Consider the following 25,338-nt stretch of genomic DNA (forward strand, 5'->3'; position numbering starts at 1 on the left):
GCGTACAGAAAATTATCTTCTTCCATATTTACGAATGAGGTAATAAACGATACCGACGGCAAGGAGAATAACGACCATACCTATCCAGCCAGCCAGAAGGGATGTTTTAACGGCCAGCCTGAAGGCTACCTGGGAATTTGTACTGCTATTGGAAGCCGTGAAAGTAGCAGCGTAGTCACCGACAAGTGTCTTATCCGGGACCTTAAGGGTCAATATAACGTTCCGAGAATTTGACGGTTTTATCTCATTGATATTGGAAGGCTCGAAAGTTGCCTCCCATCCAGCCGGCAATTGACTGGATAGGTTGATATTGTTCAGGGATAAGGTACCGGAATTTTTTACAACCAACTGAAGCTGTTTTTGGCTTCCTGATGTAACCTCTTCACTCAATCTTCCAGTCGGGGTAGTTAAGCTTAAGCTGTATGTACCTTTGACCACTGCTTCGAGCGTCAGAGCAATGGTATCTTTACCGGTTATGGCGTGAATTGGAATTTTATATTTCCCTGGTCTGGCCTCCGGCGATGCATTAACCTCAACTGAGATATCCTGTGATTTGCCGCGATCAATATTGATTGAAGTTACCTGGCTGCTTTCGACTTTAAAAGTGATGACCCAACCCGCCGGGAGATTGGTCTGTAAGTCATATACATGCGCCGCATCGGATCCGTTCCGCAACGTCGTGCTGTAACGAAAGGTTTCGTTAGTGGCCGCTTCAATGTTAATGAGCTTTGCACTGAAGCTGGAACCTGACTTGGACTGGGGCGGAGATTGCTGCGCCCGGACATGGACAAACGTAATGATTGATACAAAGATCAGAGTTGTCCGGCGTAATACGCTTAGTGGTGGTGTAGATAATCTGGATAACATAATTCAACGACTAAAATGATTAATAATAGCTTTCAAAAAATGCTGAAAAAAAAATGGTTTAAGAGTTAAAAATTGACGGTCCAAATAAAAAAACCTATTTAAAATCTTACAATAGTTTTAACATTTTTTAACAAAAAAATTGAATGCGGTTATGGTTGTTGCCAATGACGAGCTACAGGGAATCAATTGGCATACGCTTACGATACTTAGAATAAGGTTCTCAAAATTGGATACGCATATAAGGCCTGGTACACTTTCATTATGCCCTGGACGCTACAGATGTAAATATTAATACGGGAAAATGCTGACAATGGGCCCTCTCTATGCCATTACCTTTGTCCTATGGCAGCAATTAATTATTCCATACTCGACCTGGCGACCGTCATAGAAGGACATACCATAGCAGACAGCTTTAACTATGTGTGGCGAATGCGCAGCAGGCGGAAGCTTTGGGCTATACCCGTTACTGGTTCGCGGAGCATCATAATATGGAGAGCGTAGCCAGTTCGGCCACCAGTTTACTGATCGGACACGTGGCAGGTAAAACCGCAACTATTCGTGTCGGCTCAGGTGGCATTATGCTGCCCAACCATTCGCCGTTGGTGGTAGCTGAACAGTTCGGTACCCTGGAAACCTTATATCCCGGCCTTATGACCTCGGACTGGGCCGGGCACCGGGCAGTGACCAGGCAACAGCGCTGGCAATACGTGGCCAGAATATGAATGCGGCCTTTCATTTTCCGCAGGATGTAGCCTCAGTCCAGCATTATTTTGCCGGTGATCATACGAACGGCGTTAACGCCGTTCCGGGTGAGGGTTTAAATATCCCGATCTGGATACTCGGTTCCAGCCTGGACAGTGCAAAGCTGGCTGCCACCAGGGGACTCCCTTATGCCTTTGCCAGCCACTTTGCGCCGGCTTATTTTTTTAAGGCCATCGAACTTTACCGGAATATGTTTAGGCCATCACGGTATTTATCCAAGCCTTACGTCATCGCTTGCGTAAATGTGGTAGCCGCCGATACCGATGCGGACGCGGAATATCTGGCCACTTCATTAAAGCAATTGTTCAAGGGAATTATTACCGGCAGGAGGGGACCTTTGCGTCCTCCGGTGGAAAGTATGGACAGCATCTGGAGTGCTGCCGAGCGGGAAGCCGCCATGCAGATGTTAACTTATTCATTTTTTGGCAGCAAAGCCACGATTCAAGCCCAATTGAATGACTTCATCAGCCGTTCGGGCATCAATGAATTGATGGCTACCTCGCATATCTACGATCAAAGAGCCCGCCTGAGATCCTACCGTTTGCTTGCAGAAGCTTTAAATGAATAAATTAGCATATGGAAGATTTAAAAAAACTCGAACGTATCGTCGAGGCGCGAATGAAACGCAAAGCGCGTTTCGAAGAGCAGATACAGTCTACGCCGTCGATGGCGGATGACCTGCCAAAAGGTTCAGGCAGACTCAATCAGTATGGCATGCCAACCATTCCGGTTGCCAGAATGCTACAGTCAGATGGCCCGTTCTCGACCTGGGTTACCATACCAATATTTCGCAGGAACGCTGGCGGCTGACCATTGATGGCGCCGTTGAGCACCCCGTGGTATTGACCTGGAAGGATTTTCTGACCTTGCCGCAAACCAACGATACTTCCGATTTTCATTGCGTCACCAACTGGTCGAAACTGGACATGCACTGGATAGGCGTTAGCCTGCTCGACCTGGCCGCGCTGGTGCTGCCCAAAGCCGAAGCCGCCCATTTGCTTTGCCACGGTTATGACACCTATACTACCAACATCGCACTGGAAGAAGCGTTCAAGCCGGATGTGCTTTTAGTTCACACCTTTAACGGCCAGCCGCTGCCCCTGGAGCATGGCGGCCCTTGCCGCATGATTACGCCGCAACTTTACGCGTGGAAAGGTGCCAAATGGATCAAACGCATTCAGTTCCTCACCGAAAATAAGTTAGGTTTCTGGGAAGAACGCGGCTATTCCAATACTGCATACCCCTGGCGCAATGACCGCTATGACGACTGATCAGAGCGCTGCCATTCGCTAATTCCGGCGTACCCGTTACCCTGCAAATGACATTGGTTTTGTTTTGGAGTTGCTCCCAGTTACTCAATGATCCTTTTCTGGAGGGCCGCTTTGATTCGTTTAATCCTTTTCATAGATATCAGAATCGTCTTCCAGCGTTGCAGGCATAGCCGCATCATCCCTGTTGCTGTTCGATCAATTTAGAACAGCGGACTATTCTCGCAGTCATTCCGGGCTGTTCTGATTTAATTTTTTAAGGAGTTGTTGAAATCTCTGTAATTCGCTGTAACGGGTCTTGGTGTATTTGTTTTGCATGTGCTTTCAACAACACACCGGCAAGGCAGTTTGCACTAAATAAAGACTGTGTTTGCCCTTTTAATTGGAGTGTTCATGCTTCGTCCAAACCAGTTTAGATACATCATAACCCAAAGCCTGGGCCTGCTTAAGGTAGGCAGTTTGGGTTGCTGCAGGCATAGATTTTTCCCGGGACAGCAGCCATAGATAGTTCAGGTTATTGCCGGCCACCAAAGCGTAACGGTAATCCGGATCAATCGCGATGACATTATAACCGGCATAGAACGGACCGAAGAAAGATACTTTCAGGCGGCCTGTCCCTGCGTCCCTGACGGGTTTGGCTTTCCCAATACTTTCTTTCCATTTTTGTTGGACATAGTTATAGCCTTTGTTATCTACCCTGATCGTCCCGTCATTATTAAGCGAATAGCTGGCACTGACATCAGACAGGTTACGCTCGAACTTAAAATCCATCCGCGCGACTTCATACCAGGTGCCGAGATAGCGTTGTTGGTCGAAAGGCCGCACGGCTCTAGCGCCCTTTGGAATGGTTACACAAGAATTCAATACTACTGCGGCAGCCGCCGCGGCCACACCAACAGCGAGACCGATCTTCCAGGTTTTTTGTTTCATTGAAGTGTAACAGATGAAGCGCCAACATGTTTAGCTATCCGATGTGAACTATTTACCTCCGGCTTGTTAAACGACCTATCGGATAATACTAAAATGAGGCAGATGATGAATGATTTTTTCCGCGCTGTTATAACGACCCGGGGCACTAACCAAGTGGGTGACGCCTCGTCAAGAACTTTATCAACCATGGCTGTTCAGGATAAGTGTTATGCTATAGCGTTTTCAAAATAATCAGCCTTCCGTCAGCGCCGTGAGTGGCCGGGCAACTTTACGATATAAATTGACTTTTTCCATGTTTCTAAATGATGTTAAATGATCAGCAAAACACAGATAGAATGAAAATCATCGGATCTTTCTCAGCACACGAAGCCCGTCTGAAATTGTATTTATCCCAAGTAGTTTGTCCCGGCTGAAAATATAAGCTGCTTTGTCGAAAAAGTATTTTAACTTCTGCGTTTTTTGCCCTTTCAAAAATTAGTAAACCGGCTTGCGTTCCTTATGCCCGCTGCTATCGAAACGGTCCGATTTGCAACAGAGTATTTCGTTATATCCTTCCAGCAGACGGATGTATTTTTCCATCCAATAATACATAGCCTGGTTTCGGCTCTCACCGGGTAAAGGATCGGCATCCTGGATTTTCAATGCAGACAGCGCTTCCTCATTTGCTAAAGCGGGAAATTCCCCGGAAAAGTCGTGCTCAATTACAGCGCCGATTTTTATAATATCGGCCATATCAAGAATGGGGTTTTTAAACCAGTTGTACAAGGTTTGCCGGCTAACCCCGATTTTTCTTGAAATTTCACTTAATCCTGTATGGCTCCGGCGTGCAACCGATTCAACAATTTCGCCACGATGGACTATTCGGGCATCTGCTGTGGTTACCGGACCTATCAGTCTGAGGGCTGTATCGCTTGTTAAAATCCCAACATTGTTCATATCGCGCTGAATTATTAAAGATGGCTTAGATTATGGTTTATAATTTTACAGATGAATTGTAACCACACAACTTGATGAAGTAAAGGAAATGGAATTCTATGAATTAAGGGCTAGTAAGGGTTACCATCGTAAGTTAGGAATTTTTCCTCTTGCTCCTATTTCCAAGGCACGAATGTATCATAGAATGTAAATAAGTTGAGAAATATGTACATGGTTTAAACCATGTGTAAAATCTTTTTCTTGTGGAGTACCTTCAGTGATGCGGTTAAAAGGTGCGCGGGCGAAAAAGTAAAGCGGTTAGTGCGCAAGCAGGTTTAATTGATTGTCAACTTATTAATTATCATAAAATGAAACAAGGAACAGTAAAGTTTTTTAATGACACAAAAGGGTTTGGATTTATCACACCTAGCAATGGTGGAGGCGAAATTTTTGTTCACTCTACAGGGCTGATTGACAACATTCGCGAAGAATGTATTGTCAGTTTTGATGTTGAAGAAGGTCTCAAAGGCCCCAAGGCAGTAAATGTAAAAGTAGCTTAATTCACTATAACTTTATGTGAAGCACCTCTCTTAATAGAAAGGTGCTTTTTTATTATTTTAATTTAACGGTCACCCTCCTCAATAATTTCGTACCAGGCATGGCCAATGGCACGTTTTTTAAACTCTCAAACGCATTTCCTTCTAATTTAGGCCATTTTTACAAAAACCCGTCAAAATCCCTGGCGACCTGAGGTAAATAGCTTACAAAGAAACAGATCGAAAAATCCATTTAATAAAACAACTTGTAGCCTATGTCGAACACTTCACCGTTTTATTAATAGCAAATCCAGTTGTTTGTTCCTTAAATTACCTTCGTTATTTTTTTTTATTATTTTACGAGGCTTTGGACATGGTTTTGTAATAACTGAACCATTAAGCTCGCAGCATATGTCAAAAAAAATTCTGGTCATTGACGACGATGAGGATATCCTCGAAATACTGAACATCGTGTTCCAGGAATCTGGGTACGATGTTGTCTTATCCAACACGGGCGAGGCTGCGGGATATATCCAGGTGATCCACCCGGATCTTATTTTGCTGGATGTAAATATTGTAGGGTCCGGAAAGTCGGGATCGGAGATTTGCAGGGAAATCAAATCTAATTACGAGACTGCAAGTCTGCCGGTGATGCTGGTTTCGGCAGAAACCGATCTTGACCTGATCGCTGCAGGTTGTGGCGCTAACGCTTTTGTCAGGAAACCATTTGATATCTACGAGTTATTGATGCATGTTAAACAATACCTATCTTAGCAGAAAGAAATTATAGCTATGATGGAAAAACAACCTGGTGGCCACGCTCATAAAATCAGTTTGGCGAAAGAAGAACTGAAGTCGTTTTTTATTAGCCACCTCAATAAAATCTATGCAGCGAAAGCACATCTGGTTGCAAACCTTCCGGTAATCGCCGCTGAGGCCCATTTTAAGGATCTCCGGCATGCCATCACAGAAACGGTGGAGGACGTAGAAAAACAAATGGCAAGGATGGAACTGATCTTTGCTTTACTCGACAGCAGTATCGATCCTGGGAACTTCGGCGGATTAGCCGGTTTGGTAGATGATGCTTTTAAGGATATCAAACTGCACGCAAAAAAACACGAGTTACGCGATATGTCCATTTTGTTTTATCTGCACAATATTGAAAGCATGGAAATGGCATCATTTCAGATTCTTCAGATAGCGGCGGTCAAATTGAAAAATAACCAGATTAAACAGTTAATCCGGGAGAATTACGATGAAGCCAAAGCTGACAGGACGTTAATGCTGCTTATTGCTGCGAAGTACGTCACTTCAGTGGCATAGAAATTACTTGATTTCTGCTGTTTGAGGCTGTTTTTGTCTTTAAAAAAAGTCATACAAAAGGTTGCCTGATTTGATAATGATATTCATATGTACAAAAAAACAGATAGTAAGGTAGAAAAAAAAGCCTCATTCGAGGCTTTTCTTCATAGGTAGATTGATATATGATGGTCAGGCGATCGGGCCTGTGAATGGTAAGAGCATGAACAAATTGTAATGTGCCTCATTATGAACAATTTTAGCGAACCATCAGTCTCGGCAAACAGGCAGGTAATGTTATTTTATGCAGACTCGGTTTCTTCATTGTTAATATAAATGATGCCTATGTTGTTCATTATGCCAATTCCGTGCCATTCACCCTCATTATCCTGATTCGTGGTAGTTGGAAGTTGTATTCGGCTGCTTACCTTAAAAATAAACACCGTTGCGCCGGTGTAGCACACACATAGGCCCTTTCAAAAAGCCTGGTGGTCACCAGGCCCAGTCATCGTCATTCCGGCGAAACAAAATAAGTGCCGCAGCTACCAGCAGCAGGGTTAGCAACGTTTTGGTGATCATTATTCCTCCTCTAAGTTTTTTTGCCTGAATGTTTCCAATGCAATCAGCTTCATATTGTTACCCAGTTCTTCCAGCTTGCAGCATTTACTGCGGATCTTTTCCGGCAGGGCGTCAACGGTTTCGATGAGGTCGATATGGAAAGGGCAACGGTCGTCGATTGTTGGGTTGCCATCCAGGCTATCAAATAAATCGTAGGCTGATTGCCGGTCAAACCCCAGGTTAAATTCTCCGAAGGGTTCATAACTCCTGGGTGTTTTCAGGCTCATTAATAAATAAAACGGTGATTCCATGATGACTAATTACGGCCCCGGTTTGGGGCCGTGTGGTTTTTACGGTCAGTGGGCTTATTTAATTTCAATCTGTCGGCGTACGATTTTAGCTTCCTCTCGTTTGGCGATATCGATCTTCAGCACGCCATCGGTATATGACGCTTCGATGCTTTCCGCGTTTGCACTATCCGGAAGTGTGAATGAGCGAACCCATGAACTGTAGCTGTATTCGCGTTTACTATAGTTCTTTTGATTGCTGTTGCGCTCGCTCTGTTGCTCCACCGAAACGTTCAGTACGTTGCGGTCAAGATTCAATTTGAAATCATCCTTTCGCAGCCCTGGCGCAGCCAGTTCCACGTGGTAATGGTCTTCAGTTTCACTAATGTTGGCCGCAGGCACACGACTGGTCAGACGGTCGTTAAAGAAATTGTCATTAAAAAAAGAATCAAATACGTCATTAAAGCCTGGCATTAATGAACGACTGTTTTTAGCGGGATTGAATTTAACCAATGTCATAGGTCTTTTCCTCCTTAATAAATTAATGATTTGAAACTTATAATGTTAATTAAACTGGTCATGGGAGATCAAGCCGTATGCCAATTACGAAAACTGCGTTCGATGCTGCAAAAATTTCAGTTTTTATGAAAAATTTACAGCATCCCAATGTCAAAATTTCGCTGCGCTGATATTTCCGACGTAAAACCTTGTTTCAATGACGCAGGGCATGGACCGACGACGATCCGGTAAGGGACCACTTTAGATAAAGCATTGGCGTCATTTAATACGCTCGTCCGCTAAGCGTTCGAAAGGATGGCTTGTTTAGCATCTGGCTTCATCAGACAGGCTCAGTGTCCCATAGTCTTTGCGGTGGGACTCAGTGCTGTTTCTTTTGGATGTTCTGCAACGTTGGCGCTGATTAAACATTGACTTCCGTCCCTTGATATGTTTTTGGCAGATCGTATGCTAAGCCGTTTTTATCAAATAAAGTTGCCACTGTAGAGATCCGAATTCCCCAATGAATTTACTTTGCTTATTCGCTGATCAAGGAATCAATTCGTTTCGTGAGATATTCAAGATCAAAAGGCTTGGCGACAAACGCATCCCAGCCGTAGTGTCCCAAAGAGTCGATAACCCGCTGGTGGGCTGACAGCATGATGACCGGGATATGTCCCGTTGTACGATGTTTCTTAAGCTGGGCGCAATATTCACCGCCGTTTATGCCGCCTAACAGATAATCGATTAATACCAGGTCTGGTTGTTGTGCTTCGGTCAGGGCGATAATGTCGGTGACCGTGTCGTAAGCAGCTACTTCATAGCCGGCAGTGGTTAACCATTCGCTCAGGATTTCTAAAATATCCTGATTGTCTTCCAAAATCAATATTTTTTTAAGTGTTTCGTTGATTGCTTTATTCATTTAGTAACCACATTCGCGTTTTGGAAGCTATAACAATAAGCCCTAGGGTTTGTTTAAAAATCCAGATTGCAAAACCATTTTGTGCTGCAGGTGTTAAATTGGTCGGAATTATTCATCGGAATACTCCCATGTGTTGTATTATAAGGCAAAATTCTTTCCTTTCCGGGAAATTAATATTTTAGCCCTGCATCTGCTGAACCTGGATATTAATCATGATGTCGGCCTGTGTGTGCTTAATTGCGATACAATTACAGGTAAGTGCCGGTTAAAAACGATATGCTTGATGGCTAAGAAGAAAACTTACGATTCGGAATTTTGCGGCAGTCTGCCCCTGAACTACATCAATGTGGTTCAATCTTACGGTTACCTGCTTGTCCTTGATCAGGTCAGTTTTCATATTCTCCAGCTCAGTGAAAATTGTACGGATTTGTTTCAGGAAGATTTTCATGAAATTACGGGTAAGGAATTGGGAAAGTTTGCTGATGTGGAACAATTAAAGGATTTGCAGCGACGCTTTGCCGGGCGTTCTAAAGAAAAAATCCCCCTGACGCTGAACATCTCCGGCCGGCGGCTGTTGGCGCTCGCCCATTTCAAAGACGCTCTTATCATACTGGAGATCGAAGGCGCTGACCAGCCGGTTGAACGCTCTTTCACCAATGTTTATGAGGAAGTAAAATATGCCATGGCAGCTATCGAAGCTGCAGAAACCATAGAAGATGCCAGCCGGGCAGCCGTCCATGAACTACGAAAAATAACCGGGTTTGACGGGGTAATGATGTACCGATTTGACGAAGATTGGAACGGAAAGGTTATCGCAGAGGAGAAAGAAGGAGATTTGGAACATTATCTGGGGCATACTTTCCCCGCGTCGGATGTGCCTAAACAGGCGCGCGAGCTATATCTGAAAAATTCTTACCGTTTGATTCCCGACCGGGAGTATCTGCCGGTACGGCTTTACCCGGTGATTAATCCGGTTATCAACGCTTTTATCGATCTTTCCGACTGCAATCTGCGCGGGGTAGCCGCCGTGCACCTGGAGTATTTGAAAAATATGAATGTGGATGCATCTATGTCCATACGCGTCATATACAATAATACGCTCTGGGGACTGATCGCTTGCCATCACCAGACACCGCATTATTTAAATTTTGAGTTGTGTTCGGTATGTGAGTTGGTCTCTTCTGTGATTTCCAACCGCATAACCGCAATCTTAAATAAGGATGTTTTCGAGCGGGAACGCGAACTGCAAAGGCAGCAAACCGGTTTGATAGCCCAGGTTTACGCAGCACAGGACGTGCTTGCCGGATTGATGCCTGAACAAGGCATCCATTTCATGACCGCATTCCGGGCGACGGGAGCAATTGCCGTTTATCAAGGTATTTATCATGTTACAGGCGATGTTCCTGAAAAGGACACAGTTGAAAATTTAATGCTTTGGCTCCAAAACAAAAATACGGACGGTGTTTTTAGTACCGATCAACTGCCGGAGCTTTTTGACGAAATCGTTCCTTTTACAGCCATTGCCAGCGGCTTAATGGCCATCCCGATTGATAAAGATCGCGGTGATTACCTGCTCGCATTCCGTCCTGAAGTGGTGCAAACGATCAACTGGGGCGGCGATCCGGGAAAGACGATCAATTTTGATCCTGACGGTACAAAGTATCATCCGAGGGCCTCCTTTAAAATATGGAAGGAACAAGTTTACCAAACTGCCGAGGCCTGGAATAAACAGGAATTGGATACGGCGGAAAACCTTCGCGCATTTATTTATGAGTTCAAAACAAAACAAGCTAATTATAATTAACGCGTGGCCAGGCAGACCTTAACATTTTCTGAAGGAAGAGCAAACGACCGATATATCGTGGCCATTGGGGCATCAGCAGGCGGCCTTGAAGCGATTCACGAATTTTTTGACCACATGCCTGAGAATTCTGGGTTCACTTTTGTAGTTATTCAGCATTTGTCCCCGGATTACAAAAGCCTGCTCGCTGAATTGGTGGCCAAGCATACGCGCATGAAGGTTGTGGAAGCGGCTAATGACGAGAAGCTGCAGCGGAACTGTGTTTACATTATGCCGACAAAAAAACTGATGACCATTAAAGGAAATCAGTTGAAACTAGTGGATAAAGTAAAAGATAAGACACCCAACACCGCGATAGATACCTTCTTTTTCAGCCTGGCCAAAGAAAAGCGCGACAAAGCGGTTGCAATCATTCTTTCGGGCACGGGCACCGATGGGACCAAAGGTATAGAAGCAGTTAAAGAAGCAGGAGGCATGGTCATGGTACAGGAACCTGCATCCGCGAAATTTGACGGCATGCCCAACAGCGCTATCACTTCCGGCAACGCCGATTTTATTTTGCCGCCCGCTAAAATGCATCTGGAACTGCACCACTTCGTCCAGCAAAAATTTGCGCCCGAACTGGCACCTGATCAGTTGGACGACAACCTGATGAACGAATTGTTTCAGTTAGTTAGCCAGAACAGCGACCAGGATTTTAACTTATATAAAACGCCGACCATCCTCCGCCGAATCGCCCGGCGTATGGCTGCGGTAGAAGTCACAAATATCAGGGACTATGTGGCGCTTCTTCACCAGGACGCCGGGGAAGTAACCTTACTTGCCAAAGATTTCCTGATTGGGGTCACCAAATTTTTTCGTGATAAGGCGGCATTCGAAGTATTGGCCAAAGACATTATCCCGGAACTGATCCGTCAGAAGCAGGAAGGTGACCTGCTTAAAGTCTGGGTTTGTGCCTGCAGCACCGGGGAGGAGGCTTACTCTGTCGCGGTGTTGATCAACGATTGTTTAATGCAGGCCGGTAAGAGCCTGGAGGTAAAGGTTTTTGCGACCGACGTAGATGAGAAAAGCATCGAGATCGCGGGGAGGAATATTTATCCGCTGGCAGTGGCTAAAGAAATACCTCCCGCCTTACTCAAAAAATATTTTGTAAAAGACCGCAAAGGCTATTCTGTTATTCCCTCTATCCGTAAACAGATCGTGTTCGCGCGGCACAATGTGATTAAATCGCCGCCCTTCATTAAAAACGACCTGGTGACCTGCCGCAATATGTTGATCTATATGAATAGCCTCCTGCAACAAAAAGTAGTGGCTACGTTTCATTATGCACTTAATAATGGTGGTTTTTTGTTCCTGGGCTCCAGCGAGAATGCAGCCAGTATAAAGGAAGGAATAACCGAGATCAGCAGCAAATGGAAGGTCTATCAGAAATCGGGGACGATCAGTTACGGCCTGCATCATACCTACACGGCAGCTACGCCATCGTTGAAAGTACCGGAGAAAAAAGTGGCCAAACTTGTTTCGCAAGTAAAAACCATAGAACACGATTTCCTGGAGCTGGTCACCGAAGAATTTGATGCCGTTGCTATTTTTATTGACAAAAGCTTCACGGTCAGGGATACTATAGGTAGTTACCGCAGGTACCTGAATTTACCTGAGAAAAAGCTGGACCTGAATATCCTCAACCTGGTAGGCCGGGATGTGGCGCTGTTATTGAATACCGCCATCCGCCGGGCATGGAAAGAGAATAAAAAGACCTATTTAAATAAAATCCGTGTTAAAAGGGAATCAGAGGAAATGTTCCTGCAGATCACTGTAAAACCTCCCGTGGACAATGGCTCCGACGCTCGCACCTTATTGATGTTCACGGAAACGCAGGCGGAGCCCGGAACAAAAGAAGGCATTGCTCTGCCGGTCATGGGGACAGCGCAACAGCAAGAGCATATCCTCGAAGTGGAAGCCGAACTGAACGAAACCCGCGCCAATCTGCAAATGGCGATGGAGGAGATGGAAACCACCAACGAGGAGTTGCAATCCAGCAATGAAGAATTGCTGTCGGCAAATGAAGAGCTGCAATCAGGTAATGAAGAGCCGCAAAGCCTGAACGAGGAACTACATACACTGAACACCGAACATCAAGTCAAGATTCGCGAATTGGTTGAACTGAACGATGACCTGGACAACTATTTTAAGAGCACTGACATCGGCCAGATCTTTATCGACGCCGGCATGCGAATCCGTAAATTCAATCCGGCGGCTGTGAAGATCGTTAACCTGATCGAGGCGGACGTAGGGCGACCGATCAGCCATATTTCCAGTAACATTCAATACGACCAGCTGGTGAATGATATCCATACGGTATTGTCAAATGAACGGGTAGTAGAAAAAGAGGTCAGGGTAAAAGATGGTAAGAACTACCTGATGCGCATTATGCCTTACATCCGGAAAGATAAACAGCGGGACGGGGTGGTGATCACCTTTATTGATATTTCGGTGGTAACGGAACTGAATAATATAATTTCCGGCGTATTCAATGCCAGCTCGGCTGCAATCCTCGCTTTCAAGGGAGAACGCAACCACACCGGCAAGATCACTGATTTCAAATGTATCGCTTATAACAGCGCTGCATTAGCTTTGTCGGAAAAGCAGGCGGAGCAGATGGATGAACAACCTTCTGTCAAGGCTTTCGCTGATCTGTATCAAACCATTACTTTTGAACAGTTTGCCAAGGTGGCGGAGGGCGGAAAGCCATTGCAAACCGAGCTTCAGACTGTTAACAATCAGTGGTATCAGGTCGTTACAGCTAAAATGGACGATGGCTTCGTGATTAGTCTGACGGACATAAGCGACAGGCGCAATGCGGAACAAAAACTACGCAAGAATTATCACGAACTGATTACAGCCCGAGAGGGCCTGAAAACCTTAAACAATCAGTTGGAGGACCGGGTTTTTGAGCGTACACGCAAACTCACAGAAAGCGAAGAACGTTTCAACCTGGTTGCTAAGGCCACCAATGACACGATCTGGGACTGGAACCTCATCAATAATACCATGTGGCGCAGTGAAAACTTCACGCTCATGTTTGGCTATGAGCGCAACGACGACACTAACCGTATCGGTTTCTGGTTCGATAAGATTCATCCCGATGACCGGCAGCGGGTGCAGGATGGAGTTTATAAGGCCATTAATCACCATGAAAAAAACTGGTCAGCGGAATATCGTTTCCTGAAAGCTGATGATACGTATGCTTATATCCTTGACCGGGGGAGTATACTCGAAGATGAATTTCGTACACCTTATCGCCTGGTGGGATCAATCATTGATATCACCAAACAAAAGGAAACCGAAAATAACCTCATCAGTGCCCAGGCAGCGACTGAGGAACTAATGCGTAAAAAGGATGAGTTTATGAGCGTTGCGAGCCACGAATTGAAAACTCCGGTTACCAGTCTAAAAGGTTCGTTGCAAATTCTACAGCGCATGGCTGCCGGGATGAATAGGAAAGATCCAATGGTATCTTTCATCGACAAAGCTGAAAAACAAACCGGTAAACTTACTGTATTGCTGAATGATCTGCTGGACGTAACCAAGATTCAGGAAGGCAAGCTGCAATTGAACTGCGAGCGATTTGATGCAATAGCTATGGTGCGCGAGAGTATTGAGGAGGTTCGGGTACAGGGTGGTGCCCATAACTTGGTCTTTGAATACGCGGAGGGGGCCGAGATTACTGCCGACCGGGCCCGCCTGGAACAGGTGATCAATAATTTTCTGACCAATGCCATCAAATATTCGCCCAATAATGATCGGGTTGAAATTCAATGCGGAATAGCCGGTGGGCAATTCTGCGTAAAGGTCAAAGATTTCGGAATAGGTATACCTGAGAATAAACGTGAATTTCTGTTTGACCGCTTTTATCGTGTTCAGGAATCATCCACGCACTTTGCGGGTTTAGGACTCGGATTGTACATTTGTTCAGAAATCGTCAAGCGGCATCACGGTAAGATAGGAGTCGAAAGTCAGGAGGGGAAAGGCTCAACGTTCTGGTTTAGTGTACCCGTTCAAATTTAATAGTTCAGCTGTTTATAAAACAGGCGTTGATATTACCGGTTTGCATCCCGGAATATTATGTCTTAAGATAGGGCTCGGCTCGCTGATCAAAAGCAGGCGCCTGTTCAGGAATAATAACATGACTTCGATGTAAACGCTATCGTTTGAGACTTCCCGGGCAGAAAAAGACGCCATGGCATTTTCGCTCTGACTTCGAATGGCCTAAATTTGGATGAACAAGTGTTTTGCATGAACTATACAGACAAAACATGCTGTCGGTTTGCCTGCCGCAGGATAAACAGGTCTCATGACGGTCTATACGAACCTGTGTTATTATAGCTAATTCTTAGTCGCCGGGACAGGAGTGGCTGATCAGCAAGTTGGGCATGAGCAATTTGTGGCTGGATTTAACAGCAGTGTCACTGACTGATCAATAATGATAAACCAGAGAGCGGGCGGAGATTTTGGAGAACCGGTTGACCTGAAAGTTTGTTCGGAAAAAAGTACAGAAACAAGGGAAACCTTCCGCCTCTATCCTGTATAAAGATATGGCATGATATTATATGTATGAATAGCGATCCAATGATCACGCGAATTTTTTACAATTTATTTTGGCTATTCGAAAATACTTACCCCAGTTACTACTGATCCTCGGCCTCTCCATTCTGCTCGGCTTTGAGGGGTTTTTCAGTTACCGGTTACACGACCTATCGGCCAGGCAGGAAATGATCAAGCTGGATCATTCCACGGTCAATAATATATCCTACGGATTATTGTCGGTGGATCAATGGCGGGACGAGGTCGCGGGGATCGTGAACAGGCAGGTGAAACATTTCAAACTGACGCCCAAACAAAAAAAGGAACTACAAGCAGAAGTGGAGTCGGTACTTTATGCGCTGATCAACAAAGCCGAAGTCATGGTGGAAAAGAAGCCGCAAAGCCTGGCCGGAAAGATCCGCAAACTGGCCATTAAGACTTTTGTCAAAACCGATAAGATCAAGGCGCAGGTTCCGGATTTCGCCAGGAAGATCATCGCCAAGGCTGACAACCCGAATCAAAAGAATAAGCTGAGCAACCTGGCGATGGGTAAATTTACCCAGCTGCAGCACACTGAAAGCATAGACAGTACTTTGCGGGTTAATCACGCCCTCTTTGACCGGATGTACCGCAAATACCAGGTTCATTCCAAAGAACAATTAAATGAAAAACTGGACCGGATGCTGGAAGAGATCCGTGTGGCTATGTATCATTACTGTTTCCTGATGCTGGGCTGTATCCTCGCTGTTTTGGCTTTATGGTGGGTTTTGCGCAAGCGAACCGAATTGCATGGCACGCTGTTCATCCTGTCGTTGTTATTCGCTTTTGTATTACTGGCGGTGGGATTGAGCGCTTCGATGATCGAGGTGGACTGCCGGATCAAAACGCTGGATTTTATGTTGCTGGGTGAGCACGTTTCCTTTAAAGACCAGGTGCTTTTTTATGAGAGTAAAAGCATCCTGGGCGTTGTGGAGGTCTTAATGAAACAACCCGCTGCCGAATCTATCGCGGTCGGTGTGCTGATACTTTGCTTCAGTATCCTTTTCCCGGTTATGAAGCTTACATCTACAGGTATTCATTTATTGAGCAATCGGAAAATAGCGGAAAATAAGGTGATCAAGTACTTCGCTTTCCAGTCGGGGAAATGGAGTATGGCCGACGTTATCGTGATCGCCATACTGATGACCTATATCGGACTGAACGGCCTTTTGGATAAACAGCTCGCCATGCTGAATATCCGCGGTCAGAACCTGACGCTGATCACTACCAATAACACGGCTTTGCAGCCCGGCTATATTATCTTTATCAGTTTTGTATTGTACGGGCTGATACTATCTACTATCCTGAAATACATTACTCCGCATGACAGCCATTAAAAGGAAATATACCATTTTAAACGTCATCCTGCTTGCCGGGCTCGGTATATTGCTGGCCGGCGCTGCTTATTCAGGGTACCGGCTGGCCGGTATTTCCACCGAACGTAAGCAGGTTAAGGAAGATTATGCCTTGTCCAACAGCGTCACATTCGGTTTATTCTCGATCGACCAGTGGCGGGACCGGATCACCGATGTGCTAAGCAACCAGATCCAGGATTATCATATCACGAAAACCCAGCAAAAAGACCTCCTGGTCATGGTGGAAAAGGAGATGCACGGGTTGGTCAGTAAAACCGTAGCCGAGATCAACCAGCCGCAGAAAGGACTGGGCGGCAAGTTGAAAAAACTCGCTTTTAATACGCTGGTGGACTCTGCCGAACTGCAGGCACAGGTCAGGCCTTTTGCCAAAACCATTGTGGCCAAAATCAGCAGCCCGGAGAGCGAAAAACGCCTGAAAAACATCGCCGGGAGCAAGGTCGACCAGTTGACGAGCCAGATCTATGACAGCGTGAGTGTGGCCAATTACACGGTCACCAAATATGTCTATAAAAAATACAAAGTGTCTGATCCGGCTACCTTTAACCAGCGTATTGATCAAAGGCTCGCTGTCTTGAAAATACAACTCGTGCGGTATGTCTGTATGATGCTGGGCTGTGTACTGGCCGCCCTGGTATTGTGGTTTATCCTGCGCAAACAGGTGCACCTGCAAACACCCTTATTCATGTTCGCATTGTTATTCGCCTTCGTGATGCTCATTACCGGCAGCCTGTTACCGGTCATCGAGGTGGATGCGCGTATCCAGTCGCTCGACCTGGAATTGCTGAACGGAAAAGTGGAGTTTAAAAACCAGGTGCTTTTCTACCAGAGTAAAAGTATTTTAGGTATCGTTGAAACACTAATCGCGCAATCCAAACCTGATGCCATCCTTGTTGGCTCGCTTATTTTACTGTTCATATTGATCCTGCCCTTATTGCGCCTGATCGCCAAAGGGATCTATGTGCTTAGACCGAAAAAAGCAGGTAATAACAACATGATACTATATCTCACTTTTGAGTTGGGTAAATGGGACATGTCCGATGTGATGATCGTCGGTATGCTGATGACCTATATCGGCTTGAACGGGATCCTGAAAAGCCAGCTTTCCGGTTTGAATATCCACAGCGCATCTTTAAACGTGGTCACGGCGAATGGCACATCGTTGCAGCCGGGCTATTTTATTTTCGCGGGCTATGTGCTCTTCGCCGCCCTGCTATCCTATATTTTAAAACGCGTATCGCCAGATGACAGGTTATAATTGATAAATATGTATTCCAACTTTTGCAATGATCGTAAGCAGGCTATGCGGAAGGTTACGACATCGAAAACTGGATCAACGGCAACCTCTGCTGATCCCGAAGGGCGCTGTTGTCTGAAAAGAAAGTTACGCGCGCAAAATCTCGGGCGGCGTTCGGATCGGTAGAACAGAAACTATCTGTCAGAAATTCGCCCAGTTCGGGTCGCCCAGGGTTACCCATTATAGCCGGCGCCATCGCGCTTGAACAGCCCAGGTAATTGTTTTCCATAAATTCGAACAATCCTTCCAGGTCTTTTTGCTCAAAACCTCCATTGTAATTTTCGGCATTCAGATAACGGGGTGAGGTACTAAAAGAACCAGTTTGGAAAAGTATTCCGGTTTCTCAAAGGCAGCAAGCAAGCCAATCATACTGCTCACAGAGTGACCAACAAAAACGACATTATCAAGATTTAAAGCCTGACAGCTTTCGATGACATCCTGGGCATAACCGTCGAGTTTACTGTATTTATCCGAATTATACAGGCTGATATCGGACTTGCCTGAACCTGTATTATCAAACAGTTCCCCTTTATAAACATCGGTGAAGGCTTCAGTTACAAACTTCCAGGCATTTTGGTCGCAGCCAAAACCATGCGCAAACAGCATAACCTGGACTCCGTTACCAACTACATTTACGTTGTTGCGATTTAAAACATCATTCACCATTAAATTCAAGATCGAAATTTGTTAAAGTTAAAAAAACTGCAAGAATCGCTCACAAGTTGAGCATAGGGTAACAAAGCTCTTCGCCCGTTGTTTATAATGGAAAATGCGACTAAGATCTGATAATTTAATTTTTTGTTAAATAATTTAAATTAAAAATAAATTTCAGTATTTAATTTGTATATTGCGTACTTATTAAAAAAGATATAATGCAAAAAGAAGGAACCGTGAAATTTTTTAATGCCGCAAAAGGCTTTGGATTTATTTCACAAAATGACAACAGGAACGAAATTTTCGTTCACGCTACAGGTTTAATCGATGAGATCCGTGATAACGATCAAGTCGCTTACGATGTAGAGGAAGGCCGTAAAGGCCTTAATGCGATTAATGTTAAAGTAATCTAACTATCACCATATCAAATTCGCAGAAGCATCCGTCAATAATAGCGGGTGCTTTTTTTGTTAAGTCCTGACAATAGTGTGGGTGCAGAACAGCTCCTGTCAGGGTTTTCCCGGTGTTGCAAAATAAAAAAACAAACCTATGAGCAAAGACAAAGGCATTAAAAATGTCAAAAAAGCACCCGTCACTGGCGGTAACAAGTCGGTTTCAGATTACCAGGCCGGTAAAAAAACGACGTCAAACGAAAATTTAGCGATTAACAAGAAGAAAAAAGATTGAAGACATACAGGATGATCAATGTTCAGGTAAAGGAATATCTGTTCGATTTGCGAAACATAGCGATAGAGAATGGTTTTAAACCTGATAAGCCATGGCAGCTGAAATTAGTTAACAAAGCTGATAAGATTGCGATTGAAAAACAATACCGCGCAAGCATATCAGTTGAGGCACCAGCTGACCAGATTGCGTCTATGCTGAATATGGTTGAGGCCGGGCTCATGTTACCACTTACCGAACCAATCAGTCTGAAAACTATCCAGGTCAATGAGTTACAGTATCTGATCGCTTATAACCCTTTGCAAGAGTGGCGTTAAGAGGCCGTTGACGCCCAAACACTGTCAGAGCGTAAGCTACCTCGTTCATAACCTGATTTAAAACAATGAAGCGTGATGAACCATTGAAGGAACTGCCAGGCATGGGTTGATGTATAGTTTATTCATGCCTACGTAACGCGCCGGACTCAATCCGGCCACATAGGATTTTTATGTGGTGACAGCCAGGACCGGACTTTATTCATAAAGAAGTCGAGATCGAAGGGTTTGGCAATGTAATCATCTGCATGGCTTTTTGCAGCGAGCGTTTCGATATCATTTTTTGCAGAGATCAGCAACACCGGGATTGTTTTGGTCTGGCTATTCTGCTTCAATGCCCTGCAAAGCAGGTGGCCATAGCCATCACTAAGCCAGTCATCGAGCAGGATCAGGTCAGGTTGAATATCGCCCAATTTATTGAATGACAATATATCGCTGACGGCCTCAACGAGGTAGCCTTGTTCTTCAAGTATAAAGCGGATGATCTGCAGGATATCGTCATCGTTATCGACTACAATTACTCTCTTTTGCATTTACCTCGAATAAGATGTTTATAGCGATTTTAGATTCAGATATTGGTTACACCTTACAGGAATGAAATTAGTAATTATTTCTCGATAATAAAAAATATAAATTAAAATTCAATTAAAATCTCCCTCATTGTAATTTTTAAAAACGGTTCAGGCCAATGGCAGGTGCCTGGCCCGGTTAAATAAATCTACAACTGATCAGAGAACGTTATACCGCACCTGCATAATCCTACCATTGACGATCAGCAATCATTCCCATCATTCTGATTTCAGCATTTATACTTTGGATACCGAACCGTGGTTACCGGCTAACAGCCTCAAACCTTTAACCTGATTGGGAAAAATCTATATTTATATTCTTTTACACAACCATTTTCTCAAATCATTGTTAAGCGAATCATGCAATCAGAAATTATTAAAACAAAGTACAACGATACAGAATTAAATGAATTCAAAATGTTGATCAAAGGCAAGATCAATGTGGCGCGCGAAGAATTGCAGGACCTGGTTGGAACGCTCAGTTCTTCCAATTCCAATGGCGATGATGCAGCAATCGCCGGGAAAACGCTGGAAGACGGATCTGCTACTTTCGAAAAAGAACAGACCAACCAACTGGCAGGGCGTCAGAAAAAGTTTATCGAGCAGCTTGAAGCAGCACTGACGCGTATCGAGAATAAAACTTACGGGATCTGCCGTTCTACTGGTAAACTGATCCCTAAAGAACGTTTAATGGCTGTTCCGCATACTACCCAAAGCATGGAAGCTAAACTCAAGCAGCAATGAGCCCGTTTACATGGGCGGTCGACTGAGCTGCGAGCGTTCATTTCCGTGTGTAATCTAGTTCTCTGACTTTGACCCATTCATTATTATTCAGTTCATAGAATACTTCGGCATAATGAGTGGCATCGTTGATTGTCAAAACCCTGCGATTTTTATTAATCTGCCCCGGGATCAGTTCGTCGTCCCATTCGTAGGTGAAAGCTTGTTTTACAGGATCGAATGTGCCGGTTTGCATTTGAATGTCACTGCCGATATGGTTATTGACTGATATAGTGATATATTTCATTTTGGGGTTGTCAAAGCCTTCGATCTGCATGCTCTGGTAAAAATCTTCTTTCATTTTTCCGTCCGCAACCGGAACTGGCAGTTTTCCCCCGGTCATTTCAACACTGTAAAACCGGCCGTTATAGATCGCCTTGCGTACCAGAGTACCTTTAACAAAAGTCAGTTTGGCATCCTGAAATGACCAGGTACCCGCGAGCTTTCCCAGTACTTCGTGCGCCTGCCCGGGCCTTGAATAATCAAGCAGTTTGTCCATTGTATCAGGCTTAGTTGCCTGCGCCATGGACGGAGCACTCAGGCCCATCAGGCCTTCGGCCTGTGTGCTGGAATATCCCCATTTGCCCACGAGGGGATTATTATGGTCAGCAGTAAAGGACAAAGCTGCAAATAACACGATAATAATAAAGCTGAGCTGATAAAATTTTTTCACGCTGATGTTTTAATGATCCTAATGCCTGTCAAAAAAAGGCTATTTTATCCAACCTGACTTTAGCATACGTTGCAAATACATTCTTATTTGTTGCGTGAGCCGGTCATAACATCAAAAATCTGGCTTAACCCGTATCATATAAGATTATAAGATTCCCGCAGGTAGACAAACAAAGCGGGCTGAATATCCGCTACCGAAGTTATGCGGATATGGTTCTCGAATTTCTTTCCCGAAGCTTTGCTTTTGAAGACCGGTCTTTCCTGATGTGCAACGGCAGAATAAAACTTGAGGTCAAGTTCTTTTTTCATGGGCCGGATGATCAGGAATCCAACCCGGCGTGTAAAAACGATACAATTGGGCGTGACGCCCACTAAAACTTTCGGCCAATCGGCTACCTCAGCCAGTATTTTATCAAAGGCCAAAAGTAGTTCAGGGGGCCGTCCTTCAAAAAGACTATCCAGGTTTACCCTTGCGCAGTAATGCCGATAATCTTTCCAGGGTAATTCACGTTCGCATTTCGGGCAGGTCCAGCTCATGGTTGTGGTTCAGTCAGCATAACAATGCAACAGCAGTAAAGTACGGCTGTTTCGGTTCGCAAAACTTGTTGCAGTAATATTTGTTATTTCTTAAGACAACAAAAATACATTCTTTATGAGCAGCGCATTCGTCAAAGAGGGCGATTCTGAACAGTTAAAAGATATCGCACCTAATATGGCCTCTTTATTGTTATTTCTTAAAAGAGAAAACGGCGGGCCCGTACGCGAGCTGCATACCCATATTCATGAAAGATTTCAAAAGGAAGTACACGAAATGAGCGACGGCCTGGGCTATATGATCAATGACGATCAGCAGTGGCAGATAGTTTTAGATTAAGTATTGAGCCTAAAAACGCCGGGAATACCGTGAATTGTCCTATGATCACCGGATTGGTGCTATTATTTGAGCGGCAATAGCTTCCGACTTTTGTGATCATATTAATAGGGAAAAATGTCAGGAAATAAAAATGCGTTAGCGGCCTCCAGGTGTGTCACCGCCCATCGGATAGAAGTTTCAGGAGGGAGGGGTTTATGAGAAAAGTGGTTCAATCTGTTTTTACCGTCAGGGAAAAGGTTTTCCTGACGCCGCATTATATCCGTGTTAAATTTGTCATGACGGATGAGCAGCTGGAATTATTCAGCAATGTACAGGCCGGAGGTCACAACAAACTTTTGTTCGATGACGATACCCGACGCACTTATGCTACCCGGCACATTGACTTTGTGGAAAAGGAATTGTGGGTGGATTTTGTGGCGCATGGTGATAACGGGCCTGCATCGGCCTGGGCTAATGGCGCGCGCCCGGGCGATCATCTCGCTATCGCGATGAAAGAGGGGCGAAGGCCGCTTTTTCCTGAAGCTGAGGAATTCCTGTTCATCGGTGACAGCACCGCCTTGCCGGTGATCGGCGCTATGCTGGAACAGCTGCCCGCGGGTGTCAAAGCCCAGGTGATCATAGAGGTTTTCAGGAAGAATGATGAGCTAAAATTGTCCAGCCCGGCTGATCTTGATATCCGCTGGCTCTACAACGCAAAGCCGGAAGAAGGCAGTGGCCTTGCTGAAATAGCCCGCGAAGCGGCTCTTCCCGAAAATAAAGGGTTCGTGTTCGCAGCAGCTGAATACGATACGGCGAAGGACCTGAAAGCCTATTTTAAACATGAGCTGGGCTGGGCGTCAGACACGTTTTCCGTTGTTTCCTACTGGAAGCGAGGCGAGTCTGAAGATCAGTCTTCGGCAAAGCGGAGAGAAGAACGACAAGAGGCCGTTTAGATCCAGTTCAGGCGGTGTTTAAGGATGGTGCTGCAAAGCAACAATAATTTGCGGGCATTGGAAATCCTGAAGCGTTTGGAGAAAATAGCCCTGGCACCGGCCCGACGGATCTTGCTGAACAGCTGCAGGTAATACCGGTAAGCCAGGAACACACCGCGCCTGGAAGATCCGGGGAGGTCGCGGATGCCTTTCAAGGCTTCTTTAAAGTCTGCTTCGATATCCTGTTCGATCCTTTTCTTGTCTTGCTCTGTGAAATTGTCCAGATCGATGCCCGGGAAGTATGACCTGTTCAATTGCCGGTAATCCGCTCCGATGTCCCGCAGGAAATTGATCTTCTGAAAGGCCGCACCCAGTTTCATCGCGCGGGGCTTCAGCCGCTCAAAAGCCTGAGCGTCGCCCCCGGTGAACACATGCAGACACATTAGTCCCACGACTTCAGCCGAACCCAGGATATAGGTTTCGTATTGGCCCTGATCGTAGGTTTGCTTTTCCAAATCCATTTCCATGCTATCCAGGAACTGGCGGATCAACCGGTGATCGATCCGGTAGTTCGCCACGGTCCGCTGAAAGGCATTGAGGATAGGGTTCAGGCTTATTTTATCGCTGATCGCCTGAAAACAGTCCTTGCTGAACTGTTCCAGCAACTGTTGTTTGTTATAATCATGAAAGCTGTCCACGATCTCATCAGCCAGCCGGACAAAACCGTAAATGGCGTAGATCGGCTCATGTAGTTCCTTGTCCAGGAAGCGGATCCCCAGGGCAAAACTGGTACTGTACCTGCGGGTGGTCAGCTTACTGCATGCTGCTGAGAGCTGGTCAAATTTCTCCTTCATGGTTTCGGCATTTCAGTTGGGTTGGCAATAAGGGACTCAAAATCCGCCAGGCTGCGCAGCCAGGTAACGCCCGGAGGATAATCCAAACTGCCCAACACTTTTATATTCCCCGACAACAGGATATTGGCGGCCGGGAATTGTGCCGATAACAGATCGACATAATCCTGGGCGTCGGCTACAGGCCTGGCCCGGGTCATGAAAAAAAGCAGGTTTTGTGGCTTCGTAGCATCCGCGGTGTTCGCCAGGGCGAACAATGGTACTTTCGGCCCCAGGTATACCACGGGTCGCCCCGCCGCGCGTAACAAATAACTGGCCAGCAGCAAGCCAATGTCATGGTCTTCATCCTCGGGTAGAAAGAGTAACCATCCTGAGCCGGGTTCACCGACAACGGGGTTTAAGCTATCTATGGCCGCAAGCAGCTTTTGCCGGATGATCGCTGACAGGAAATGCTCCTGTGAGGGGCAAAGCGATTCGTTCAGCCACATCAGCCCCATGCGCACCAGGATAGGGTAGATCACGTGTTTATAGGTTCCCTGCACCCCATTGACCTGGAAGGAGTCGGAGATCAGTTCATTGATCCCGGCTTCGTTATAAACCAGGCTTTGGTTAACGATCTGCAGGATGAAATATTCAAAGCGGTGTTCTTCCAGCAAGGCGCCTCCGATCTGCTCCAACAACAGGGCTGACATATCATCCTTGTCCAGCGCGCAGGCCCGCGATATTTTATGCCCGGCATGGTAAAGGCCCGCGATACATAAGAGCCGTTTAAGCTGCTCATCATCATAGTACCGTGTGTTGCCTTCCGTACGGGAGGGCTTCAAGGCCCCGTAACGCCGCTCCCAGATCCGGATATTATGAACGGATATCCCGGAAAGCTGTGCCAGATCGGATATCGAATATTTCATTTTGTCTAAATATTTTATATATAAATTTAGACAAATAAATCAATTGATCCCCAAATTGTTTTAACGAAAAAAAATATATTTTATCCGCACACCTTTGAGAAGAAGCAGTCGTTCGGAGCCTTCAACTCCTGCAGGCAGACAACGTCGGGCTTCGTCTCCGAAAGACAGTGCAGCAGGTTCGGTAAACA

The 25,338-nt window shown here is 45.5% G+C and carries 29 protein-coding genes; 17 read left to right on the plus strand and 12 right to left on the minus strand.

The features are described from left to right. Positions 1-12 precede the first annotated feature (12 nt). On the minus strand, positions 13-867 hold the full coding sequence (locus BMX50_RS17310; protein WP_091211772.1) for a COG1470 family protein: 855 nt from the start codon (positions 865-867) through the stop codon (positions 13-15). A gap of 422 nt (positions 868-1,289) precedes the next feature. Between BMX50_RS17310 and BMX50_RS35065 the strand changes: the two genes are divergently transcribed. From BMX50_RS35065 to BMX50_RS34925, 4 genes are read left to right on the plus strand one after another with little or no spacing between them, the layout of a single operon-like run. Continuing rightward, on the plus strand, positions 1,290-1,589 hold the full coding sequence (locus BMX50_RS35065; RefSeq protein ID WP_262494039.1) for an LLM class flavin-dependent oxidoreductase: 300 nt from the start codon (positions 1,290-1,292) through the stop codon (positions 1,587-1,589). After that, the gene (locus tag BMX50_RS17315; RefSeq protein WP_262494041.1) at positions 1,571-2,197 is read left to right on the plus strand and encodes an MsnO8 family LLM class oxidoreductase; all 627 of its coding nucleotides are present in this window, start codon (positions 1,571-1,573) and stop codon (positions 2,195-2,197) included. The genes BMX50_RS35065 and BMX50_RS17315 overlap by 19 nt, the downstream gene beginning before the upstream one ends. Before the next feature lie 8 nt (positions 2,198-2,205). Continuing rightward, a complete protein-coding gene (locus tag BMX50_RS34920; protein ID WP_244228210.1) occupies positions 2,206-2,439 on the plus strand; it encodes a hypothetical protein in 234 nt (77 codons plus the stop codon). 32 nt (positions 2,440-2,471) lie between these two features. Further along, the gene (locus BMX50_RS34925; protein ID WP_244228208.1) at positions 2,472-2,900 is read left to right on the plus strand and encodes a molybdopterin-dependent oxidoreductase; all 429 of its coding nucleotides are present in this window, start codon (positions 2,472-2,474) and stop codon (positions 2,898-2,900) included. Positions 2,901-3,275: 375 nt separating this feature from the next. Here BMX50_RS34925 and BMX50_RS17325 read toward each other — a convergent pair whose 3' ends face one another. Next, entirely contained in the window at positions 3,276-3,722 is a 447-nt protein-coding gene (locus tag BMX50_RS17325; RefSeq protein WP_244281017.1) for a lipocalin family protein, read from the minus strand. A 579-nt stretch (positions 3,723-4,301) separates the two neighbouring features. Continuing rightward, positions 4,302-4,763, minus strand: a complete 462-nt coding sequence (locus tag BMX50_RS17330; protein ID WP_091211774.1) for a helix-turn-helix domain-containing protein — start codon at positions 4,761-4,763, stop codon at positions 4,302-4,304. Between the two features lie 347 nt (positions 4,764-5,110). On the opposite strand from BMX50_RS17330, the gene BMX50_RS17335 reads away from it, so the two are divergent. The 3 genes from BMX50_RS17335 to BMX50_RS17345 all read left to right on the plus strand — a co-directional run bounded on the left by BMX50_RS17335 (position 5,111) and on the right by BMX50_RS17345 (position 6,601). Continuing rightward, complete coding sequence (locus tag BMX50_RS17335) at positions 5,111-5,302, plus strand: cold-shock protein (RefSeq protein WP_091211775.1); 192 nt, start codon at positions 5,111-5,113, stop codon at positions 5,300-5,302. A 387-nt stretch (positions 5,303-5,689) separates the two neighbouring features. Continuing rightward, the gene (locus BMX50_RS17340) at positions 5,690-6,052 is read left to right on the plus strand and encodes a response regulator (protein ID WP_091211869.1); all 363 of its coding nucleotides are present in this window, start codon (positions 5,690-5,692) and stop codon (positions 6,050-6,052) included. An 18-nt stretch (positions 6,053-6,070) separates the two neighbouring features. Beyond that, positions 6,071-6,601, plus strand: coding sequence for a DUF892 family protein (locus tag BMX50_RS17345; protein ID WP_091211776.1), 531 nt, complete (start codon positions 6,071-6,073; stop codon positions 6,599-6,601). Between the two features lie 554 nt (positions 6,602-7,155). Here BMX50_RS17345 and BMX50_RS17350 read toward each other — a convergent pair. The 3 genes from BMX50_RS17350 to BMX50_RS17360 all read right to left on the minus strand — a co-directional run bounded on the left by BMX50_RS17350 (position 7,156) and on the right by BMX50_RS17360 (position 8,839). Continuing rightward, positions 7,156-7,446: a hypothetical protein gene (locus tag BMX50_RS17350; protein ID WP_091211777.1), complete on the minus strand. Its 291-nt coding sequence runs from the start codon at positions 7,444-7,446 to the stop codon at positions 7,156-7,158. Positions 7,447-7,500: 54 nt separating this feature from the next. Beyond that, positions 7,501-7,941, minus strand: coding sequence for an Hsp20/alpha crystallin family protein (locus tag BMX50_RS17355; protein ID WP_091211778.1), 441 nt, complete (start codon positions 7,939-7,941; stop codon positions 7,501-7,503). A 514-nt stretch (positions 7,942-8,455) separates the two neighbouring features. Then, on the minus strand, positions 8,456-8,839 hold the full coding sequence (locus BMX50_RS17360; protein WP_091211779.1) for a response regulator: 384 nt from the start codon (positions 8,837-8,839) through the stop codon (positions 8,456-8,458). Between the two features lie 283 nt (positions 8,840-9,122). Here BMX50_RS17360 and BMX50_RS17365 point away from each other — a divergent pair, with 283 nt between their 5' ends. From BMX50_RS17365 to BMX50_RS17380, 4 genes are all read left to right on the plus strand, one after another. Further along, positions 9,123-10,643, plus strand: coding sequence for a GAF domain-containing protein (locus tag BMX50_RS17365; protein WP_091211870.1), 1,521 nt, complete (start codon positions 9,123-9,125; stop codon positions 10,641-10,643). Between the two features lie 3 nt (positions 10,644-10,646). Continuing rightward, positions 10,647-14,708, plus strand: a complete 4,062-nt coding sequence (locus tag BMX50_RS17370; protein WP_244281019.1) for a chemotaxis protein CheB — start codon at positions 10,647-10,649, stop codon at positions 14,706-14,708. A gap of 590 nt (positions 14,709-15,298) precedes the next feature. After that, on the plus strand, positions 15,299-16,600 hold the full coding sequence (locus tag BMX50_RS17375) for a paraquat-inducible protein A (protein WP_244281021.1): 1,302 nt from the start codon (positions 15,299-15,301) through the stop codon (positions 16,598-16,600). Continuing rightward, complete coding sequence (locus tag BMX50_RS17380; protein WP_091211780.1) at positions 16,587-17,894, plus strand: paraquat-inducible protein A; 1,308 nt, start codon at positions 16,587-16,589, stop codon at positions 17,892-17,894. Before BMX50_RS17375 ends, BMX50_RS17380 begins: the two co-directional genes overlap by 14 nt. Before the next feature lie 327 nt (positions 17,895-18,221). On the opposite strand, the gene BMX50_RS17390 is transcribed toward BMX50_RS17380, so the two are convergent. After that, the gene (locus BMX50_RS17390) at positions 18,222-18,599 is read right to left on the minus strand and encodes an alpha/beta fold hydrolase (protein ID WP_091211782.1); all 378 of its coding nucleotides are present in this window, start codon (positions 18,597-18,599) and stop codon (positions 18,222-18,224) included. Positions 18,600-18,805: 206 nt separating this feature from the next. Here BMX50_RS17390 and BMX50_RS17395 point away from each other — a divergent pair, with 206 nt between their 5' ends. From BMX50_RS17395 to BMX50_RS17400, 3 genes are all read left to right on the plus strand, one after another. Beyond that, the gene (locus BMX50_RS17395; protein WP_091211783.1) at positions 18,806-19,000 is read left to right on the plus strand and encodes a cold-shock protein; all 195 of its coding nucleotides are present in this window, start codon (positions 18,806-18,808) and stop codon (positions 18,998-19,000) included. Between the two features lie 136 nt (positions 19,001-19,136). After that, positions 19,137-19,274, plus strand: coding sequence for a hypothetical protein (locus BMX50_RS34585; RefSeq protein ID WP_167667984.1), 138 nt, complete (start codon positions 19,137-19,139; stop codon positions 19,272-19,274). Next, positions 19,271-19,588, plus strand: coding sequence for a hypothetical protein (locus BMX50_RS17400; protein ID WP_143065204.1), 318 nt, complete (start codon positions 19,271-19,273; stop codon positions 19,586-19,588). Before BMX50_RS34585 ends, BMX50_RS17400 begins: the two co-directional genes overlap by 4 nt. Before the next feature lie 146 nt (positions 19,589-19,734). Here the strand turns inward: BMX50_RS17400 and BMX50_RS17405 are convergent, their stop codons facing one another. Continuing rightward, complete coding sequence (locus tag BMX50_RS17405) at positions 19,735-20,118, minus strand: response regulator (protein WP_091211785.1); 384 nt, start codon at positions 20,116-20,118, stop codon at positions 19,735-19,737. A gap of 396 nt (positions 20,119-20,514) precedes the next feature. On the opposite strand from BMX50_RS17405, the gene BMX50_RS17410 reads away from it, so the two are divergent. Continuing rightward, on the plus strand, positions 20,515-20,898 hold the full coding sequence (locus tag BMX50_RS17410) for a TraR/DksA family transcriptional regulator (protein ID WP_091211786.1): 384 nt from the start codon (positions 20,515-20,517) through the stop codon (positions 20,896-20,898). Positions 20,899-20,935: 37 nt separating this feature from the next. Here BMX50_RS17410 and BMX50_RS17415 read toward each other — a convergent pair whose 3' ends face one another. Beyond that, a complete protein-coding gene (locus tag BMX50_RS17415; RefSeq protein ID WP_091211787.1) occupies positions 20,936-21,607 on the minus strand; it encodes a DUF1579 family protein in 672 nt (223 codons plus the stop codon). 134 nt (positions 21,608-21,741) lie between these two features. Further along, positions 21,742-22,143 carry a DUF5655 domain-containing protein gene (locus BMX50_RS17420; RefSeq protein ID WP_091211788.1) on the minus strand — a complete coding sequence of 134 codons (402 nt, stop codon included), beginning with the start codon at positions 22,141-22,143 and terminating at the stop codon, positions 21,742-21,744. Positions 22,144-22,258: 115 nt separating this feature from the next. Between BMX50_RS17420 and BMX50_RS17425 the strand changes: the two genes are divergently transcribed. Then, a complete protein-coding gene (locus BMX50_RS17425) occupies positions 22,259-22,480 on the plus strand; it encodes a hypothetical protein (RefSeq protein WP_091211789.1) in 222 nt (73 codons plus the stop codon). A 194-nt stretch (positions 22,481-22,674) separates the two neighbouring features. Beyond that, entirely contained in the window at positions 22,675-23,412 is a 738-nt protein-coding gene (locus tag BMX50_RS17430; RefSeq protein ID WP_091211790.1) for a siderophore-interacting protein, read from the plus strand. Here BMX50_RS17430 and BMX50_RS17435 read toward each other — a convergent pair. Together BMX50_RS17435 and BMX50_RS17440 are read right to left on the minus strand one after the other, a co-directional pair. Next, positions 23,409-24,245: a phytoene/squalene synthase family protein gene (locus BMX50_RS17435; protein ID WP_091211791.1), complete on the minus strand. Its 837-nt coding sequence runs from the start codon at positions 24,243-24,245 to the stop codon at positions 23,409-23,411. The two genes, BMX50_RS17430 and BMX50_RS17435, sit on opposite strands and share 4 nt — an antisense overlap. After that, entirely contained in the window at positions 24,242-25,150 is a 909-nt protein-coding gene (locus tag BMX50_RS17440; protein ID WP_091211792.1) for a MerR family transcriptional regulator, read from the minus strand. The genes BMX50_RS17435 and BMX50_RS17440 overlap by 4 nt, the downstream gene beginning before the upstream one ends. Positions 25,151-25,338: the final 188 nt, after the last annotated feature.

Source organism: Mucilaginibacter gossypiicola (genome assembly GCF_900110105.1).
In the GTDB taxonomy this organism is placed as follows: domain Bacteria; phylum Bacteroidota; class Bacteroidia; order Sphingobacteriales; family Sphingobacteriaceae; genus Mucilaginibacter; species Mucilaginibacter gossypiicola.